The sequence below is a fragment of the Acinetobacter rudis genome (assembly GCF_031157835.1).
Lineage (GTDB): Bacteria > Pseudomonadota > Gammaproteobacteria > Pseudomonadales > Moraxellaceae > Acinetobacter > Acinetobacter rudis_A.
In genome coordinates this window covers 309,715-326,385 of record NZ_JAVIDR010000001.1, presented here as the reverse complement: position 1 = coordinate 326,385, position 16,671 = coordinate 309,715, and the positions used below count along the sequence as shown (strand labels likewise).

General features: G+C 38.5%; 15 protein-coding genes, 2 tRNA genes and 1 other RNA gene. 10 read left to right on the top strand and 8 right to left on the bottom strand.

Annotation, left to right across the window (positions count from 1 at the left end):
* Position 1: 1 nt before the first annotated feature.
* Positions 2-1,684 carry a tetratricopeptide repeat protein gene (locus RFH42_RS01515; protein ID WP_308973847.1) on the bottom strand — a complete coding sequence of 561 codons (1,683 nt, stop codon included), beginning with the start codon at positions 1,682-1,684 and terminating at the stop codon, positions 2-4.
* A gap of 109 nt (positions 1,685-1,793) precedes the next feature.
* Here RFH42_RS01515 and hemA point away from each other — a divergent pair, with 109 nt between their 5' ends.
* On the top strand, positions 1,794-3,083 hold the full coding sequence (gene hemA, locus RFH42_RS01510) for a glutamyl-tRNA reductase (RefSeq protein ID WP_308973743.1): 1,290 nt from the start codon (positions 1,794-1,796) through the stop codon (positions 3,081-3,083).
* A 15-nt stretch (positions 3,084-3,098) separates the two neighbouring features.
* Here hemA and RFH42_RS01505 read toward each other — a convergent pair whose 3' ends face one another.
* A complete protein-coding gene (locus tag RFH42_RS01505; RefSeq protein ID WP_308973742.1) occupies positions 3,099-5,006 on the bottom strand; it encodes a DNA primase in 1,908 nt (635 codons plus the stop codon).
* A gap of 160 nt (positions 5,007-5,166) precedes the next feature.
* Complete coding sequence (locus tag RFH42_RS01500; RefSeq protein ID WP_308973741.1) at positions 5,167-6,147, bottom strand: outer membrane protein assembly factor BamD; 981 nt, start codon at positions 6,145-6,147, stop codon at positions 5,167-5,169.
* A gap of 71 nt (positions 6,148-6,218) precedes the next feature.
* Between RFH42_RS01500 and rluD the strand changes: the two genes are divergently transcribed.
* Entirely contained in the window at positions 6,219-7,271 is a 1,053-nt protein-coding gene (rluD, locus tag RFH42_RS01495; RefSeq protein ID WP_308973740.1) for a 23S rRNA pseudouridine(1911/1915/1917) synthase RluD, read from the top strand.
* A gap of 33 nt (positions 7,272-7,304) precedes the next feature.
* Positions 7,305-8,051, top strand: a complete 747-nt coding sequence (pgeF, locus tag RFH42_RS01490) for a peptidoglycan editing factor PgeF (RefSeq protein WP_308973739.1) — start codon at positions 7,305-7,307, stop codon at positions 8,049-8,051.
* A gap of 73 nt (positions 8,052-8,124) precedes the next feature.
* On the opposite strand, the gene RFH42_RS01485 is transcribed toward pgeF, so the two are convergent.
* Both RFH42_RS01485 and smpB read right to left on the bottom strand, forming a co-directional pair.
* Positions 8,125-8,394, bottom strand: a complete 270-nt coding sequence (locus RFH42_RS01485) for a LysR substrate-binding domain-containing protein (protein WP_308973738.1) — start codon at positions 8,392-8,394, stop codon at positions 8,125-8,127.
* Positions 8,395-8,484: 90 nt separating this feature from the next.
* Positions 8,485-8,961, bottom strand: a complete 477-nt coding sequence (smpB, locus tag RFH42_RS01480) for an SsrA-binding protein SmpB (protein WP_308973737.1) — start codon at positions 8,959-8,961, stop codon at positions 8,485-8,487.
* Positions 8,962-9,101: 140 nt separating this feature from the next.
* Here smpB and coaD point away from each other — a divergent pair, with 140 nt between their 5' ends.
* From coaD to RFH42_RS01455, 5 genes are all read left to right on the top strand, one after another.
* Positions 9,102-9,593, top strand: coding sequence for a pantetheine-phosphate adenylyltransferase (gene coaD / locus RFH42_RS01475; protein WP_308973735.1), 492 nt, complete (start codon positions 9,102-9,104; stop codon positions 9,591-9,593).
* Between the two features lies 1 nt (position 9,594).
* Positions 9,595-9,861 carry a YfhL family 4Fe-4S dicluster ferredoxin gene (locus tag RFH42_RS01470; RefSeq protein WP_308973734.1) on the top strand — a complete coding sequence of 89 codons (267 nt, stop codon included), beginning with the start codon at positions 9,595-9,597 and terminating at the stop codon, positions 9,859-9,861.
* Between the two features lie 25 nt (positions 9,862-9,886).
* Positions 9,887-10,250, top strand: an RNA gene (gene rnpB, locus RFH42_RS01465) — RNase P RNA component class A.
* Between the two features lie 65 nt (positions 10,251-10,315).
* Positions 10,316-10,392, top strand: a tRNA-Met gene (locus RFH42_RS01460).
* Between the two features lie 221 nt (positions 10,393-10,613).
* Positions 10,614-10,690, top strand: a tRNA-Met gene (locus RFH42_RS01455).
* Positions 10,691-10,800: 110 nt separating this feature from the next.
* Here RFH42_RS01455 and RFH42_RS01450 read toward each other — a convergent pair.
* From RFH42_RS01450 to gltA, 3 genes are all read right to left on the bottom strand, one after another.
* Positions 10,801-12,426 (bottom strand): NAD+ synthase, encoded by a 1,626-nt coding sequence (locus RFH42_RS01450; protein WP_308973733.1) that lies wholly within the window; start codon positions 12,424-12,426, stop codon positions 10,801-10,803.
* Between the two features lie 373 nt (positions 12,427-12,799).
* Positions 12,800-13,288, bottom strand: a complete 489-nt coding sequence (locus RFH42_RS01445) for a hypothetical protein (RefSeq protein WP_308973846.1) — start codon at positions 13,286-13,288, stop codon at positions 12,800-12,802.
* Positions 13,289-13,643: 355 nt separating this feature from the next.
* A complete protein-coding gene (gene gltA / locus RFH42_RS01440) occupies positions 13,644-14,918 on the bottom strand; it encodes a citrate synthase (RefSeq protein ID WP_308973732.1) in 1,275 nt (424 codons plus the stop codon).
* 975 nt (positions 14,919-15,893) lie between these two features.
* Here gltA and sdhC point away from each other — a divergent pair.
* Together sdhC and sdhD are read left to right on the top strand one after the other, a co-directional pair.
* Entirely contained in the window at positions 15,894-16,295 is a 402-nt protein-coding gene (sdhC, locus tag RFH42_RS01435; RefSeq protein WP_308973731.1) for a succinate dehydrogenase, cytochrome b556 subunit, read from the top strand.
* Positions 16,295-16,660, top strand: coding sequence for a succinate dehydrogenase, hydrophobic membrane anchor protein (gene sdhD / locus RFH42_RS01430; RefSeq protein ID WP_016655265.1), 366 nt, complete (start codon positions 16,295-16,297; stop codon positions 16,658-16,660). The genes sdhC and sdhD overlap by 1 nt, the downstream gene beginning before the upstream one ends.
* Positions 16,661-16,671 lie beyond the last annotated feature (11 nt).

Below are 16,671 nucleotides of genomic sequence, written 5' to 3'. Positions count from 1 at the left end.
TCTAACTCTTTTTTTGTTTGTGGGGTAACACTAGTAAATCAAGCTGTGCCAATTGTGGATCATTTTTATAGTTTTCATTGAGCTGTTGTAAGACAACATTAAATTGATTCAATGAACCTTGCATATATAACGATTTTGCATAGCGTATACCAATGTTTAAACTTGGATTAAGTTTATATGCTTGGCCTAGTACTGTTGAGGCCGTATCAAAGTCATTTTGTAAAAATGTAATGTAGCCTAAGGTATCTAAAATAGATGCTTGTTCAGGGGCGTTGTTGAGTGCGCGCTCAGCATAAGCACGGGCTTCATCTAAGCGCCTATTTTGTAGGGCAAGTGTATAGGCATAAGCATTGAGGTAAGTCGGACTATTCGGCTCAAGCACCAACAATTGTTTTAAAGCTTTATCAAGTTGGTTGCGGTCTTCAAATGGATCGAGCAACAAAATTTTTGCATATAGTATCTCTGGATCGTCTGGTAAGTTCTCAACAGCTTCACTGAGTAAACTGAGCGCAGCCTGTTTATGGCCCATTTTTTTGAGAATCTCGGCTTGAGCCAAATATAAGAAACTTGCGTGTTGCGGATAGTTAACACGTTCTTGAGTTAAAAATCTTAAAGCATCGTTAAGTCGTTCTTGTTGAGCATAAATAGAAATCAAATTACGGCGTGAAACAGTATATAAATTACCATCTACTAAGCGGTAATAGGCTTTAGCCGCTTCAATCTGCTGTTTGCGTTCAGCATTAATGGCTAAATAATAATAAGCTTCGTTTTGGTATTGATCGGAGTCACGGAGTTCAATGAGATATTTTTCTGCCAACTCATAATCTTTTAGATCAATAGCGGTCAAACCTGCAATAAATAATGCCTCATCTGAATCAGGCCAGATTAAAATTATTTTTTGTAGTTTTTCCAGTGCTTCTTCTGGTTTCTCACATTTAATTAAGAAACGAACCTCAGCCAAACGAATTTCAATATTGCGGCTATTTTTTCGACTGCTTTTAGCAAACCATTGTTCTGTTGCTTCTTGGTCACCAAGAGCCATCAATAGATTGGCTTTAAATAAAATAAAACTTGTGACTTTAGGCCGTTTCGCTAATGCTTTATTCACACTCTGTAATGCAAGCTCAAGATGACCGTTTTGTGCTTCAAGACCAGCGATCAAAACCAAAATAGATGGATTATCTTTTTTCTGGCTCGCTTTTAGGGTATTGAGCAGATTATTTCGGTCTTGTTCAGAGTCGGGCATAATTCCAGCAAGAATTTTTTCTAAATCTGCATTTGGGTCAATAGTTAAAATGCTATTGAGCGTTTGTGCTGCCAGCTCGTATTCATGGGCCTTGAGTGCAATATGCGCAAGATAGAATTTGGCGGGAACATCTTTAGGTTCTTGAACAACCCAATGTCGTGCAATATCGAGTGCAGATTGTAGATTTTCTTGTTCAATTGCAATATTGAGTGCGCGTTGTTTAATACTCGTTGAGTTGCTCCGAATAGCTAAAACCGTATAATTATGTAATGCAGTGGGAATATCTCCATTTGCAAGTGCAAATTCTGCCACCATACTTTGTAATATTGCATCATTATTTGATTGAATATGATAAATTTGCTCGGTGGCTCGTGAATGAACAGCCGAGGTCATGCCTCCGACCAGCAAGAGTGTGGTAGAATAACGTTTTATTGCCATGTTGTTGAATCGGCTGCTGAAATAACGCAATTTAATTTGATCCAAGTAATATTTATTTATGACACCAATGATGCACAATAGCATAATTTTTGTGAAATGATGATCTGATATGTCTTTCTTTGCATTAGGGGTCAATCACCAAACAGCTTCTGTTGAGTTACGCGAGCGAGTTGCGTTTAACCCGGAACGCTTAAATCAATTGCTTTCACAGCAATCACATCACCATGACTTACATGATATGGTGGTGGTATCTACCTGTAACCGCACAGAAATCTATGCGATGGCAGAGAACGCTGATATTTTATTAAATTGGCTGGCTCAGTCAAATCAGATTGATGTAAAACAATTATCAAATCATGTGTATTGTTACGAGAATACTGAAGCTGTAAGCCATTTAATGCGTGTCTCTAGCGGATTAGATTCACTTATGTTAGGTGAACCGCAAATTTTGGGTCAAGTTAAAACAGCCTTATCTTATGCTAAAGATGTAGGAGTTGTATCACAGCAACTTAACCAAATATTTGAGTATGCTTTCTATGCAGCAAAACGAGTACGTTCTGAGACTGCTGTAGGAAGCCATGCGGTATCAATGGGTTATGCTGTTGCACAATTGGCTTTACAGGTCTTTTCTGATGCTTCAACTTTGACAGTAATGGTTGTTGCAGCAGGAGAGATGAACAGTTTAGTTGCCAAACATTTAGCTGAAATGGGCGTGGCAAAAATTTTAATCTGTAACCGTGGGCGTGAGCGTGCAGAGAAGCTTGCACAAGAAATTGCTCATCGTGTCAGTGTTGAAATTATTCCTTTTGATCAGTTGGCACAAAATTTACATCGTGCAGATGTGATTTCAAGCTGTACTGGGAGCTTACATCAAGTCATTGCATATGCTGATGTGAAGGCTGCACTGAAAAAACGCCGCTATGAGCAAATGCTTATGGTTGATTTGGCTGTACCCCGAGACATTGACTCTAAAATCGAGAGTTTAGATGGGGTATATCTTTATGGGGTTGACGATTTACAAAGTGTAATTGATGAAAATCTTGCACAACGTCGTCAGGCTGCAGTAGAAGCAGAGGTTATGGTGAATCAACTGGTTTCTAAACTGGTGATTCAACAAAAAGTAGATGCTGCTGCTGATGTAATTCGTGCTTATCGTGAAGAAGCAGAAAAACTCCAACAGCAAGAGTTAGCGCAAACCATCGCTGAATTACAAAGTAGTGCAGATGCTGAGCAAGTGTTAACCGCTTTTGCTCATCGTTTAACACAAAAACTTCTGCATCCAACTTCAATCTTATTGCGAGAGGCAGCACAGCACGAAGATCCTAGCCACATGGAATGGCTTCGTGAAAGTTTGCCAGACATTTTAGACAAACGCCGAAAACCTAAACGTCACAAATAATTGTGTGAATTGAATTTATTGTATAAGTTTTAAGCTGATTTGCTTAGTCAGTTCATTTAGTTGTTGCCGTAGATGTCGTGATTCTCGAAGTGACGAGGGTGACTTAAGTTTTAGGCGTAAATATTTTTCTTGTAATGCTAGGGCGTATTCCTTTGCCTGTTGGTCGGCCATTTCTGGGGCTTGTATCAACATATGTAGATGAGTGCGCTGCAGAATTTCATTAAGTTCATGATGGTAAGCACTACATGCACCTAAAATAAAATAACTGGCTTGTTCCTGATCATCAGGAAGTTGATCAAATACGCGATCTATTGTAGTTAATATTTGTGCAAGCAATTGGTCTGGTTGAATAATCGCACGTAGTGTTTCAAAGTGGCGATATAAATAAGGATAATGAATTAAAATTGCGATCGCAAAATCTTCATCTTTGGTGCGAATATTAAAAGATAATGAGGCATCATGGCTGATTTGAGGCTGCCATTTTTTATTGAAGCCCAATTTTTCTTTAAAGAACTGTTTGAGTAAATAGCGGTATGAACCATGTTTAGGTAGCAGTTCAGTCAGTTGATTCAGCTCAGCCATAACCTGACTTTTTCCTTCAGGTGTCGTCACTTGATGTTGTTGACTGAGAAGCGCAAAAATAAAGTCAGACAAAAGAGGAGATTGCTGCCAGAGACGATTAAATGTTTCAAAACCTTCTTGGCGCATCAATGAGTCTGGGTCATGTTGGTCTGGTAAGACAAAAAATTTCAGTTCACGCCCATCACTTAAAAGGGGTAAGGCAATTTCGAGTGTACGTCGTGCTGCTTTTTGTCCTGCTGCATCGCCATCAAAAGCAATCGTGAGTTGATTATTCTGTTTAAATAAAATATTAAGATGTTCTTCATTACTTGCTGTACCTAAGGTTGCAACAGCACCATAAACACCAGCTTGTTGTAATGCAATGACATCCATATAGCCTTCTACCATAAGCCAGTCATGTGCTTTTTGTTTACGACCTTCATATAAGCCATAGAGCAAACGATTCTTATGGAATACCTCTGAGTCAGGGGAGTTAATGTACTTGGGTTTGATTTCATCATTGAGCGCACGACCACCAAAACCTACGACACGGCCTTTACTGTCTCGAATTGGAAAAATTACTCGGTCACGTAATAGATCAAAATCACGACCATTATCACTTGTTCGAATTAAACCCAGTAGTTTTAGCCCTTGAATATCTTGAGGAAAGGCATGTTGTAAGTGTTGCCAATCATCTGGTGCGTAGCCTAAACGCCAATACTGAATGGTTTCATTGCTTAATCCACGCTTTTTAAAATAACGTTGAGCAGATTTACTTAGGGGTAATTGTTGTTGATAGAAGTTCGCAATATTTTCTAGTAAGTCATACAGATTACCATCTGTATCGAGTTGTTCTTCATTAGGAAGTTCAAAAAAGGCATCGTGTTCTGGATCTGCATATTGTGGTTGAAACTGCTCAAATGGATCGATACCAAAATCAAGATCAGATTTAACAGCAGGAGCAAGAGAGGGTGTTTCTGGCGTTGTTTCAACTGTTGCTACATTTGTGGTTGTAGGCTTTGGTGCTGGTTTTTCACGGGTATAAGAAAGACGTTTGTTATCATGCTGCTCTTGGGGGAGTTCAATTCCAGTTTGACTGGAAAGCTCTTTCATGACCTCGATGAAATTACGTTGGTCAATATCCATTAAGAAACGAATAGCATTACCATTGGCTTGGCAACCAAAGCAGTGATAATACTGCTTATCTCGATAGACATGGAAAGAGGGGGTCTTTTCTTGGTGAAAGGGGCAGCAACCCGAGTAGGTACGGCCTGTTTTTTTAAGCTTAACGCGTTGACCAATAAGTTCAACAATATCAGTCCGATCTAGAATTTGATCAATGGTATGTTGTGGAATTGCCATAAACTTGAAGCCAGATCTTGTTAAGAAATAAAAAAATGCCAAGCAGCAGTGTAACTTACTCAGCCCAATAAAAAAATCAATGCATAAAAAAGACGAGCAGATACTCGTCTTTTAGTCTTCATACCAGATTGGACTTGTATGAAAATAGCGCTATACGCGTTTATTCAGGTGTTTTATCTAATGTACCGAAACTTAAACGATTCAGCCAACTGCGCTGCGTTGGTGTCTCTGTACTTTGTTTAGGTGTTGCTGTTTTTTCTGTATTATCTTCAGCAGAGGTTGCTGCATCACGGCCAAATAGACCCAGTGTTGCACGGTTAACCCAGCTGCCTTCTCGACGAGCTGCTCGAAGATTTACATCCCCATTGGCCTTGACCAAATTTGGGTAATTCAGTTTAAGCACTTCTGTATATTGCTGAGCACTTTCTTTATCACCAAGTTTGTTATAAGCATAAACAATTGTTGCTAATGCTTCAGGCACTTGAGGTGTTTGTGGATAGTGTTCAACAACCCATTGTGAGCGTTCAAGTGCAGCTAACCAAGCTTGACGCTTAATATTAAAGCGTGCGGCGTTCATTTCACTCTCAGCCAATTCTTGACCAATAAACTTCATCCGCTGTGCTGCATCAACAGCATATTGGCTACTTGGATAGCGACGAATAAAGTCTACAAAGTTTTGATAAGCGACTTTGAGGTAACTCACATCACGATGTGACTGGCGCAAAGATGTATAACGGATTAGACCATCATAATTTTGCTCCATATTCGCAACACCACGAACGTAGTAAGCATATTCAGCACCAGGATGCTGTGGGTTCATTTGAATAAAACGATCCGCTACAGCAAGCGTGCCTTCATAGTCTTTTTGTTGGAATTTACTATAAATCAGTTCCAATTGAGCCTGTTGCGCATATTGACCCGTTGGGAAGTAGGTATCAATAGCTTCTAATGATTTGATCGCTTCACCATACTGTTTACGATCTAAAGCTTTTTGCGCTTTATCAAAATAAACTTGTTCACTCGACTTAGGACCAGTATCAACCACTTCTTTTTTGCTTGGATTGCTACTACAGCCCACCAATGTCGTAGCCAAACTGACTGAAATAGCGAGTATTGTAATTTTATAACGAGGTAGAGACATAAAAAATCCTCTTTTGATGGGGGCAATAGGCTACAATTGCGCTATTAAACCACTTTTATCCCAATGAGCAAATGACTTCAGCACAATCTTCTAATTCTAATTTCTCAGAAAACGATTTCAATTTACTTGAAGATTCTGAGGATGCAGATAACCATAATTCAACGCCAACTGCAACACGTTTATCGTTGCAATTTCAATTAGATGAATCTTATCTTGGTCAACGTATTGATCAAGTGGCTGCTACTGTTTGGAATGAGTTTTCCCGTGAGAAATTAAAACAGTGGATGAAGGATGGCCATTTGTTGGTAAATGGTAACGTAGTTAAGCCTAAATATCGTTGTGAAGGCAATGAACAATTAACGCTTGAGGTTGAGTTAGAAGCACAGTTGTCCGCACAACCTGAAAATATTCCTTTAGATATCATCTATGAAGATGATGACATTATGGTTATTAATAAACCCGTTGGTATGGTTGTACACCCAGGTGCAGGCAATCCCAATGGTACTTTGGTGAATGCCATTTTATATCACTATCCTAAATCGGCAGAATTATCTCGTGCAGGTTTAGTACATCGTATTGATAAAGATACCAGTGGCTTATTGGTTGTTGCAAAAACTTTGGAAGCACAATTTTCGCTTTCTAAGCAGCTGGCTAAGAAGTCAGTTTACCGCCTTTATGATCTTGTGGTTTATGGCAATGTGATTGCAGGCGGAACAATTGATGAACCAATTAAACGTCATCCAGTTGATCGGGTCAAAATGGCTGTACTTCCGGGTGGTCGTGATGCAATTACCCACTATAACGTAAAAGAGCGTTTTCAAAACTTTACTCGTATTCAAGCGCAGCTTGAAACTGGTCGTACACATCAAATTCGTGTGCATTTTAACTACATTGGTTTTCCTTTATTGGGTGATCCAGTATATGTCAGTCGTGTACGTGTACCAGCGGGCGCATCTGAAATATTTACACTGTTTTTACGTCAGTTTAAGCGTCAAGCATTGCATGCTTCAAAACTTGGTCTGATTCACCCTCGTACCAAAGAAGAAATGACTTTTGAAGCACCATGGGCAGATGATTTTGCGGAATTGGTTGAAATATTACGTAAAGAGAATCAAGCGTACTAAGTACATCGAATACAAAGCAAAAGGATGAGTCATATGCAATTTGTTTCGGGCTTACCACAGGGTATTTATGTGGGGCAAACACAGATACAGCATCAAGCCGCTTTACCTGCAGATTCGGAACATTTGCAGGGTTTTAACTTGGCTTTGCATGTGGGGGATGACCCAAAGCGCGTACAGCAGCATCGCATGATTTTACTTGATGAGTTCTCTGTATATGGTGTGCAGCAATTGCATTGGCTCAATCAGATCCACAGTACTACATGTTATGAGGTAGACCCGTATCATGATTTGGCTGCACTTGATGGTGATGCTTTAATTACACGTCAAGCAGGGCAAGCATTGATGATTATGACAGCAGATTGTTTATCTGTTGTACTGGGTAATCATGACGGTACAGAAATTGCCAATTTACATGCCGGATGGCGTGGTTTGGCGAATGGTGTAATTGAGCAAACGTGTAAGCAAATGAAAAGTCAGGCGACTTGGGCATGGTTAGGAGCAGCTATTAGTCAACCGTGTTTTGAAGTTGGTGCTGAAGTGCGTCAAGCATTTTGTGAGAAATATCCAGCAGTTGCTTGCGCATTTCTCGCAGGGAAACAGCCGAATAAATATTATGCTGACCTTTATGCGATTGCCCGTTATATCTTGCAACAACAAGGGGTTGAATTGATTTTGGGTGGGGAGCAATGTACTTATAAGCAAGCGCAAGAGTATTACTCGTATCGCCGTGAGCCTAAAACGGGGCGTATGGCGACTTTTGCTTTTATGGGTAATCGCTGAAACGATTTTAAATTAATCGTCTGTGCTAAAAGGGATCACTAGATTATGCTGGTGATCCTTTTTTTGATGTTCATTAACTTTCACCAAACTCAGCGATGAGTGCATCCACAAAACTGCGTAGTTTAGTTGTGGGCCTACGTGAAGCAGGGTAGACCACATGCATCGGTCTGGCTGGAATATCATAATGCGTGAGCACAGGTACTAAGCGGCCTGCTTTAATTTCATTTGCCAAGACACTTTCTGGCCCAAGGGTGATTCCCATACCAGCTGTCGCGGAATAGAGCAGTGTTTTCCAATCATTACTGTGGTAACGGCCATCCACTTCTAAAAACGTAATAACCATACGCTAATAAGTTTGGCAATGATGATGTGACTCTTTTAAAAGAAAAACCTCGAACAATATTTCGAGGTTTTCATTAGTAGAAGATCAAACTTATTTATGAAAGATCCGTGCCTTATCGCGTTGCCAGTCACGATCTTTCTCAGTTGCACGCTTATCATGTAACTGTTTACCTTTAACTAAGGCAATTTCAATTTTGACTAAATGGCCTTTCCAATAACAAGCAAGGGGTACACAGGAATAACCTTTTTGGTTCACGGCACCCATTAACTTTTCAATTTCTCGCCGTGATAGTAATAGTTTTCGTGTACGTGTTGCTTCAGGTACAACATGTGTTGATGCTGAAAGTAGGGGTTGAATCTGTGCACCAAACAAAAATGCTTCATTGTTTTTAAAGACGATATAGCTTTCAGTAATGGTCATACGACCTGCACGAAGGGATTTAACTTCCCAGCCTTGCAATGAAAGCCCAGCTTCAAACTTTTCCTCAATAAAATAATCATGACGTGCGCGTTTATTTTGCGCGATTGTGCCAGAATTATTCTTTTTTACGACAATATTTTTTGACATAAGACTACATTTCCAAGATTGACTCTATTTTGCCTTAAAGCGAAGCAGAGGTGAAGTGCATTTAAAAATGCAGCTAAAGATTCGCCTATAAATAACTTTTTGTTAGAATGGGGCCTAAAATTAGTCAGAGTGCTTTTTAGATGGGTAAAACTCGCGTTATTTATCCTGGGACTTTTGATCCTATTACCAATGGTCATGTTGATTTGGTAAGTCGTGCAGCAAGGATGTTCGATGAAGTTGTGATTGCTATTGCGATAGGTCACCATAAAAATCCAATTTTTACTTTAGAAGAGCGAGTTGAATTAGCTCAACAGTCTTTAAAACATTTGCCTAATGTAGAGCTTGTGGGTTTTGATGGTTTATTGGTTGATTTCTTTCAAGAGCAACAGGCAACAGCCGTATTACGCGGTTTAAGGGCAATTTCTGATTTTGAATATGAATTTCAACTTGCCAACATGAATCGTCAGCTCGATCCAAAGTTTGAGGCCGTATTTTTAACGCCATCGGAACAGTATTCTTTCATCTCTTCAACTTTAGTGCGTGAGATTGCTCGGTTAAAGGGAGATGTGACTCGCTTTGTACCGCCAATTGTGGTTGAAGCTTTTGAAAATAAACATCGAAAAGGTTGGTAAGGTGTCTTTATATATTACGGATGAATGCATCAATTGTGATGTTTGTGAGCCTGTGTGCCCCAATGAGGCCATTTATATGGGTGAACTGATCTATGAGATTCATCCAGACTTGTGTACTGAGTGTGTGGGGCATTTTGATGAACCACAGTGTCAATTATTTTGTCCTGTAGATTGTATTCCGCTTGATCCAAATCATGTGGAGAACAAAGATCAACTACTGGAGAAATATAAAAAGTTAATTGCTCAAAAAAACACAAGTAATTCATAAAAAATTTTGTTACTATGCCAGCCCTGAAGTGAGCCAAACGATCGCCGCCGTCTAAGTCTTCGTGACCGAAACGGGGGAGGAAAGTCCGGGCTTCAAAGGGCAAGGTGCCAGATAACGTCTGGGCGGCGTGAGCCGACGGCAAGTGCAGCAGAGAGTAGACCGCCATTCTGTTTCGATAGAGTGGTAAGGGTGAAAGGGTGCGGTAAGAGCGCACCGCATGTCTGGTAACAGTTCATGGCAAGGTAAACCCCACCTGAAGCAAGACCAAATAGGAATCCTGAGGTACGGCCCGTACTGGATTCGGGTAGGTTGCTTGAGCGTATGAGTAATTGTGCGCCTAGAGGAATGATCGTTCTCGACAGAACCCGGCTTATCGGCTCACTTCTTCAAATTTTTTTTAAATAAGTGCTTGACCTATCTTAATTTACACTAGATAATGCGCGCACAAGTTTATGGCTATGTAGCTCAGTTGGTTAGAGCACCGCACTCATAATGCGGGGGTCACAGGTTCAAGTCCCGTCATAGCCACCATTTTTATAGACCACGTTCCAAAACGTGGTCTTTTTTTATCTCTAAGAAAAAGTGCGAATAATATTGATAAATATGTAGGTTGTAGGATAATTTTTTCGATAAAACAGTCAAATGAATTAAAAAACGATCAAACAAAGTATTTTTGTATAAACAATAAGCATTAGTTAAAAACAGTGCTTGACGATATATCGATATCTTTAGATAATGCGCTCACAGTTTTTGGCTATGTAGCTCAGTTGGTTAGAGCACCGCACTCATAATGCGGGGGTCACAGGTTCAAGTCCCGTCATAGCCACCATTTTCTAGATCACGTTCTCAAACGTGATCTTTTTTTTTGAAAATATTATTGTTGGCCAAATAAAAAGCCCAAGCTTTTGCTTGGGCTAGATGTGTTCAGATAGGCTTGGATTAGATTCCAGGCTTCCAACCATTAACAATTGGGTAACGACGTTCACGGCCAAAGGCACGAGAGGTGATACGTGGCCCAATTGCACCTTGACGACGTTTATATTCATTTCGATCTACAAGTTGAATAACACGCTCTACAGTGGCTTTATCGTAGCCCTTAGCAATAATGTCATCTTGACTTAAATCTTCTTCAATATAAGCATATAGAATCGCGTCTAAAACATCATAGGCAGGTAATGAGTCTTGGTCTTTTTGATCAGGACGTAATTCTGCAGATGGTGGACGTGTAATAACGCGTTCAGGAATAACCGGTGTTTCACTAATACTATTACGATATTTAGCAAGTTCGAAAACAATACTCTTATAAATATCTTTAAGAACTGCAAATCCACCAACCATATCGCCATATAAAGTACAGTAGCCAACGGCAAGTTCAGATTTATTGCCAGTTGAAAGTACAAGGTTGCCAAATTTATTTGAAAGTCCCATGAGTAGAGTACCACGAGAGCGTGCTTGTAAATTTTCTTCAGTGGTATCTGCAGAGCTATTTCCAAAGAATGGGTAGAGCGTTTGCATGAAGCTATTTACAATTGGATTGATTTCAGCAATACCGAAAGCAACACCTAGTGTTTTTGCTTGTTCACTGGCATCTTCAACACTTATTTGTGCAGTGTAAGTATAAGGCATCATTAATGCTTGTACTTTATCAGCACCTAACGCATCTACGGCAATTGCGAGTGTAAGGGCTGAATCAATACCACCAGACAAACCAATAAGTACCCCAGGAAAACCTGAGTTTTGTACATAATCACGAGTTGCCATGACTAAGCTTTGATAAATTTCTGCCATGGTATCAAGTGTAGGCGTTGCTTCAATACTACGATACGTTTTTTGTTCATGATCGAAGTCAACGACTTGTAAACATTCTTTAAAGCTAGCTGCACGGTAGCTTACTTCACCCTGAGCAGTAACCACAAAACTTGTACCGTCAAAGACGATGTCATCTTGTCCACCAACTTGGTTACAATAAACAACATTGAGTTTGAGTTGTTGGCTTAGATTTTGGATTGTTTGAATACGGTGTAATGGTTTACCTACTTCATACGGAGAAGCGTTTAATACCAAAATAGTATCAACATTAAGTAAAGCCAATTGATGAACAGTTGGAGCTGTCCAGAGGTCTTCACAAATAAGTACACCAAACTTATGTTCTAAATATTCAAAAACGAGATATTGAGTGCCAGAATCAAAATAACGTTTTTCATCAAATAGGCCATAGTTAGGTAGATTTTGCTTGTTGTATATACCTAGAATTTCACCATCTTTCATGACGGCTGCAGAATTATAGCGTTGGCCTTGGTCATTAATATTAACGAAACCAAAAACCATGACGATATCTTTGACTTGACTTAATTGTTTAAATGCTTGAGCAGTACGTTTGCTTAAACTTGGACGCAATAATAAATCTTCGGAAGGATATCCAATCATTGAGAGCTCTGGAAATATAACCAGATCTGCATTTTGTTTTTTAGCATCATTCGCCAGATTAATCATCTTTTGAACATTTGAGTCAATATTGCCAATGGACGGGGAGAACTGTGCAAGGGCAATTTTAAAACTTTTCATTTAAGTAAAATCCTATACCTTGTGGATTAAGTGTACAACTGCTTGATTTTATAGCTTTAGTTATGAGGCAGAAGTACTTGCTAAAATAATACAGCCAAATCATGGGGGTTAATAATCATTAACTGATTATAAAATATATCTTTTTTGCAATGCAAAAATGAGAAACACTCAGTATTTTAACTAAAATTTATTAAGAAGCTAGCACTGAATGAAGATTATTCACTTTTATAATGCTATTTGATGGTTAGTAAAAAAACGTATTTACCGTTTGGTAAATAAAGTACAAAAAAAATAAAAATAAATATTTATTTTTTATGTAATTTTTTTAGATAGTATTGTTTTTTTATCAGTAGATTACCGAAAAGTCTTTTGTCTATTTTTTTATAATATTTTTAATCTTACCTAGAAAGATATCACTGGCAATGTTTCCCTGTTGCTCAATATTATAGCGATTATATTGTTTATTTAGTTTAAGCTGATAGAGATATGGGTTGTAGTATTTGAAACTTAAATAATAAGCGGTTTGTAATAACATCCCTTGCCATAATACATTTGTATTTTGTTGGTATTGATAAATATGAGCCATCTCATGAATGAAGATAGCTTGCTCTAATTGTGATTGTTTGGAAAAGTCATCGCGATAATCAATTGGGTGTAAATGTATTGCACCGCATGGTGCCATAATAATACCAGCAGGTTGCCAAGGTAGAAAACGTTGATTCATGACCTGTACTAAATCATAGTCAATGAGATCTGAAAATATAGTTTTACAGAGTTTAATTTCATCTACAGTTAATTTACGACAACTGAAAGTATCTAGTCTTAATAAAGGAATAAGAAAGCGAAGCAAATAGAAAACCATACATTGTTTAAGCATATCATTATATGAATTAATAAAACTATACGTGTATATAGCATATGCCAAGGATCATCATTTGCAAATAGATGGTGAGTATTGATAAATCGTTGTTCATTTTTTAATATAGTTTAATACTCTAATAGTGAAGTGAAGAAAAACTTGAATTATTAATAGGTATTATGTTTGAGTGTAGTTTTAACTATGAATGGGGGAAATAGGGTAATAATACTTTGAAATCTTATTATCGTTATTATTAAAGAAATGTGGAATTGTCGGTAATGTGCAAATGTTAAAAATGTTTGAGTTTGTACAAATAAAAAAGCCACCCGTAGGGTGGCTTTTAAACACTAAATGAAACTTAGCGTTTGATGTCGCGTTGTGTTTCGCCAGTATAAAGTTGACGAGGACGACCGATCTTATATGGACCGCTGTGCATTTCTAACCAGTGGCTGATCCAACCAACTGTACGCGCAAGCGCAAAGATTACAGTAAACATTTCTGTTGGGATACCAATCGCTTTTAGGATGATACCTGAATAGAAATCTACGTTTGGATAAAGTTTACGTTCAACGAAGTACGGGTCGCTTAATGCAATACGCTCAAGTTCCATTGCAAGTTGCAATTGTGGATCATTGATGCCAAGTGCAGCTAAAACTTCGTCACAAGTTTGTTTCATTACTTTAGCGCGTGGATCGAAGTTTTTGTAAACACGGTGACCGAAGCCCATGAGTTTAACTTCTTTACGTTTAACTTTTTCCATGAATTCAGCAACGTTATCAACGCTACCAATTTCATCAAGCATTTTAAGTACAGCTTCGTTTGCACCACCGTGAGCAGGACCCCAAAGTGCAGAAATACCAGCAGCGATACATGCATATGGGTTAGCGCCTGTAGAACCAGCAAGACGTACAGTAGAAGTAGACGCGTTTTGCTCATGGTCAGCATGTAAAGTGAAGATACGATCCATTGCTTTAGCAAGTACAGGGTTTACCTTGTAATCACGGTCAGCAGGAGTAGCAAACATCATGTAAAGGAAGTTTTCTGCATAGCTCAAATCATTACGTGGGTAAACGAATGGTTGGCCAACAGTGTATTTGTAGCTCCACGCTGCAAGCGTAGGAATTTTAGCAACTAAACGAATAGCTGTGATTTCACGATGGTTAACATCTTCGATGTCAAGATTGTTGTGATAGAACGCAGATAATGCACCTACAACACCAACCATTATAGCCATCGGGTGAGCATCACGACGGAAACCGTTATAGAAACGACTTACTTGATCGTGAACCATAGTGTGTTGGCTAACTTTAACTTCAAAATCTGCTTTTTGAGCAGCAGTCGGAAGTTCACCATTTAACAATAGATAGCAAGTTTCAAGATATGATGCTTGAGTTGCAAGTTGGTCAATTGGATATCCACGGTGTAAAAGAATACCTTTGTCACCATCGATAAAAGTGATCTTTGACTCACATGAAGCAGTAGCCATAAAGCCAGGATCAAAAGTGAAATGGCCTGAGGCCAATACGTCTTTAACGTCAACTACATCTGGGCCCAATGTGCCGCTGTAAATTGGTAATTCAATTTTTTTGCCATCAAGCTCGAGTACGGCTTTTTTGCCAGTTGCTTCAGACATTCAACATATCTCCTGTCCTGGTGGATATTGTATCTAATTCAAAATGTTCAATTTTGTTGTTGAATCAGACGGATCTAAAATTTGCTATAAGCTAAGTAGTCGCTGCAAGTTTGTCAATTATACTTAGGGATAAATATCTGTTAATCACATATATTTCAGCATGCATTTCATGCTGGCTTAAGCATCTTACAATAGCGACGACACGATATAATAAGTCAAATTACAAAGTTGGTGCAGAAAATTATTAGTGACATGACGAATAAAAAATTTTTTTTCTTAGAAAAGGTGTGCGATTTTTAATCCATTTTAAAAACCAAAAAAATTGAAACGATAAAACACTGGGTGTTTCAGGCGAAAACACCTGCTTTTATCTGTTGCATGTAGCTTGATAAATATTGAAATAATTTTTTTCACTTTTAAAATTCTTTGGCTAAAATTAGCACAAAACTGGTGTGAACTAGACCACAATTTTTTTTGTTTAAATGGTTTTAACTGGTACAAATCATTATTTGTATACTTTAAAAAATGAAGCAAGATATAAAAGAGTAGGGTTTTAAAATTAAACAAAATGTGTCTTATATTTTTTTGTTTTATTTCTAATTGATGTGGATAAAACGTACAGGAACATGTGTTGGTTGGGTGTTTGATGTTTATGCTTTAGTCTAATGTTGAATGAAGAAAAGCAACTTAGCTCAAAAAATGAAATCAATAAAATTGAAATGAATGCGCATTATTTATAATTGATTTGCAGTACAATTGCGCAAAATATAGAAGTAGATGAATAAAATCAGTTTTGTAAATGATTCTTATTTGTCAATATTTTGCAAGGCTTGGCAACGAGATGGTTTGAAATTTAACTACTGACGCTTTATAATTCAGTGTCGTTTTAAAAGATTAGGCATTTGCTTGCCTGACGATGCCAGCTTTCCTTCGAATTAATTCTAACAAACTCCAGCCGGAGTTTTTACTTACAGGATGCCCGCTGTGAAAAGCAACAGACCTGTCAATTTGTCCATGGGTCAAGTGTTAGCGGTAAACTTACGCTCACCCGTGGCTATTGCATCAATTCTACACCGCCTCTCAGGTGTAATCGTATTCTTATTGGTTCCAGTATTACTATGGATTTTAGATAAGTCGTTATCTTCACCAGAAGGATTTGAGTACGTTAAAACTGTCGTATTTGGAAATCTCATTGTACGCTTTGTCGTTTGGGTTTTTGTAGCCGGCTTGATCTATCATTTCATTAATGGTATCAAGCACTTGTTAGCAGATCTTGGAGTTGCTGAAGAACTTCAAAGTGGTCGTGTTGCAGCTACAATTTCATTAATCTTGTCTGTGATTGGTATTGTCGCAGCCTTTGTATGGATTATGTTCTAATGAAAAGTGCTACAGGATTAACAGGATCAGGTTCTCGTGATTGGTATATTCAGCGCGTAAGTGCTGTTGTACTTTCAGTATATACCGTTGTTGTCTTAGGTTGGATCATCTGTAATGGTGGTTTTAACTATGAACAATGGTCTGGCTTTATGATGACTTTACCAATGAAAGTTCTTTCATTGTTGGCAGTCTTATCACTTATCGCACACGCATGGATTGGTATGTGGCAGGTATTTACTGACTACGTAACAACTCGTCAAATGGGTCCTTCAGCATCGGGTTTACGTTTGGTGTTGACTTCGGCTGTCATTATTGCAGTGTTTGCGTATGCCATCTGGGCTATCCAGATTTTTTGGGCGAACTGATAGGAAGAGAT

Coding starts and splice junctions, on each gene's coding strand:
- RFH42_RS01515 (WP_308973847.1), bottom strand. CDS start 1,684: ATGGCAATAAAACGTTATTCTACCACACTCTTGCTGGTCGGAGGCATG.
- hemA (WP_308973743.1), top strand. CDS start 1,794: ATGTCTTTCTTTGCATTAGGGGTCAATCACCAAACAGCTTCTGTTGAG.
- RFH42_RS01505 (WP_308973742.1), bottom strand. CDS start 5,006: ATGGCAATTCCACAACATACCATTGATCAAATTCTAGATCGGACTGAT.
- RFH42_RS01500 (WP_308973741.1), bottom strand. CDS start 6,147: ATGTCTCTACCTCGTTATAAAATTACAATACTCGCTATTTCAGTCAGT.
- rluD (WP_308973740.1), top strand. CDS start 6,219: ATGACTTCAGCACAATCTTCTAATTCTAATTTCTCAGAAAACGATTTC.
- pgeF (WP_308973739.1), top strand. CDS start 7,305: ATGCAATTTGTTTCGGGCTTACCACAGGGTATTTATGTGGGGCAAACA.
- RFH42_RS01485 (WP_308973738.1), bottom strand. CDS start 8,394: ATGGTTATTACGTTTTTAGAAGTGGATGGCCGTTACCACAGTAATGAT.
- smpB (WP_308973737.1), bottom strand. CDS start 8,961: ATGTCAAAAAATATTGTCGTAAAAAAGAATAATTCTGGCACAATCGCG.
- coaD (WP_308973735.1), top strand. CDS start 9,102: ATGGGTAAAACTCGCGTTATTTATCCTGGGACTTTTGATCCTATTACC.
- RFH42_RS01450 (WP_308973733.1), bottom strand. CDS start 12,426: ATGAAAAGTTTTAAAATTGCCCTTGCACAGTTCTCCCCGTCCATTGGC.
- RFH42_RS01445 (WP_308973846.1), bottom strand. CDS start 13,288: ATGGTTTTCTATTTGCTTCGCTTTCTTATTCCTTTATTAAGACTAGAT.
- gltA (WP_308973732.1), bottom strand. CDS start 14,918: ATGTCTGAAGCAACTGGCAAAAAAGCCGTACTCGAGCTTGATGGCAAA.
- sdhC (WP_308973731.1), top strand. CDS start 15,894: ATGCCCGCTGTGAAAAGCAACAGACCTGTCAATTTGTCCATGGGTCAA.
- sdhD (WP_016655265.1), top strand. CDS start 16,295: ATGAAAAGTGCTACAGGATTAACAGGATCAGGTTCTCGTGATTGGTAT.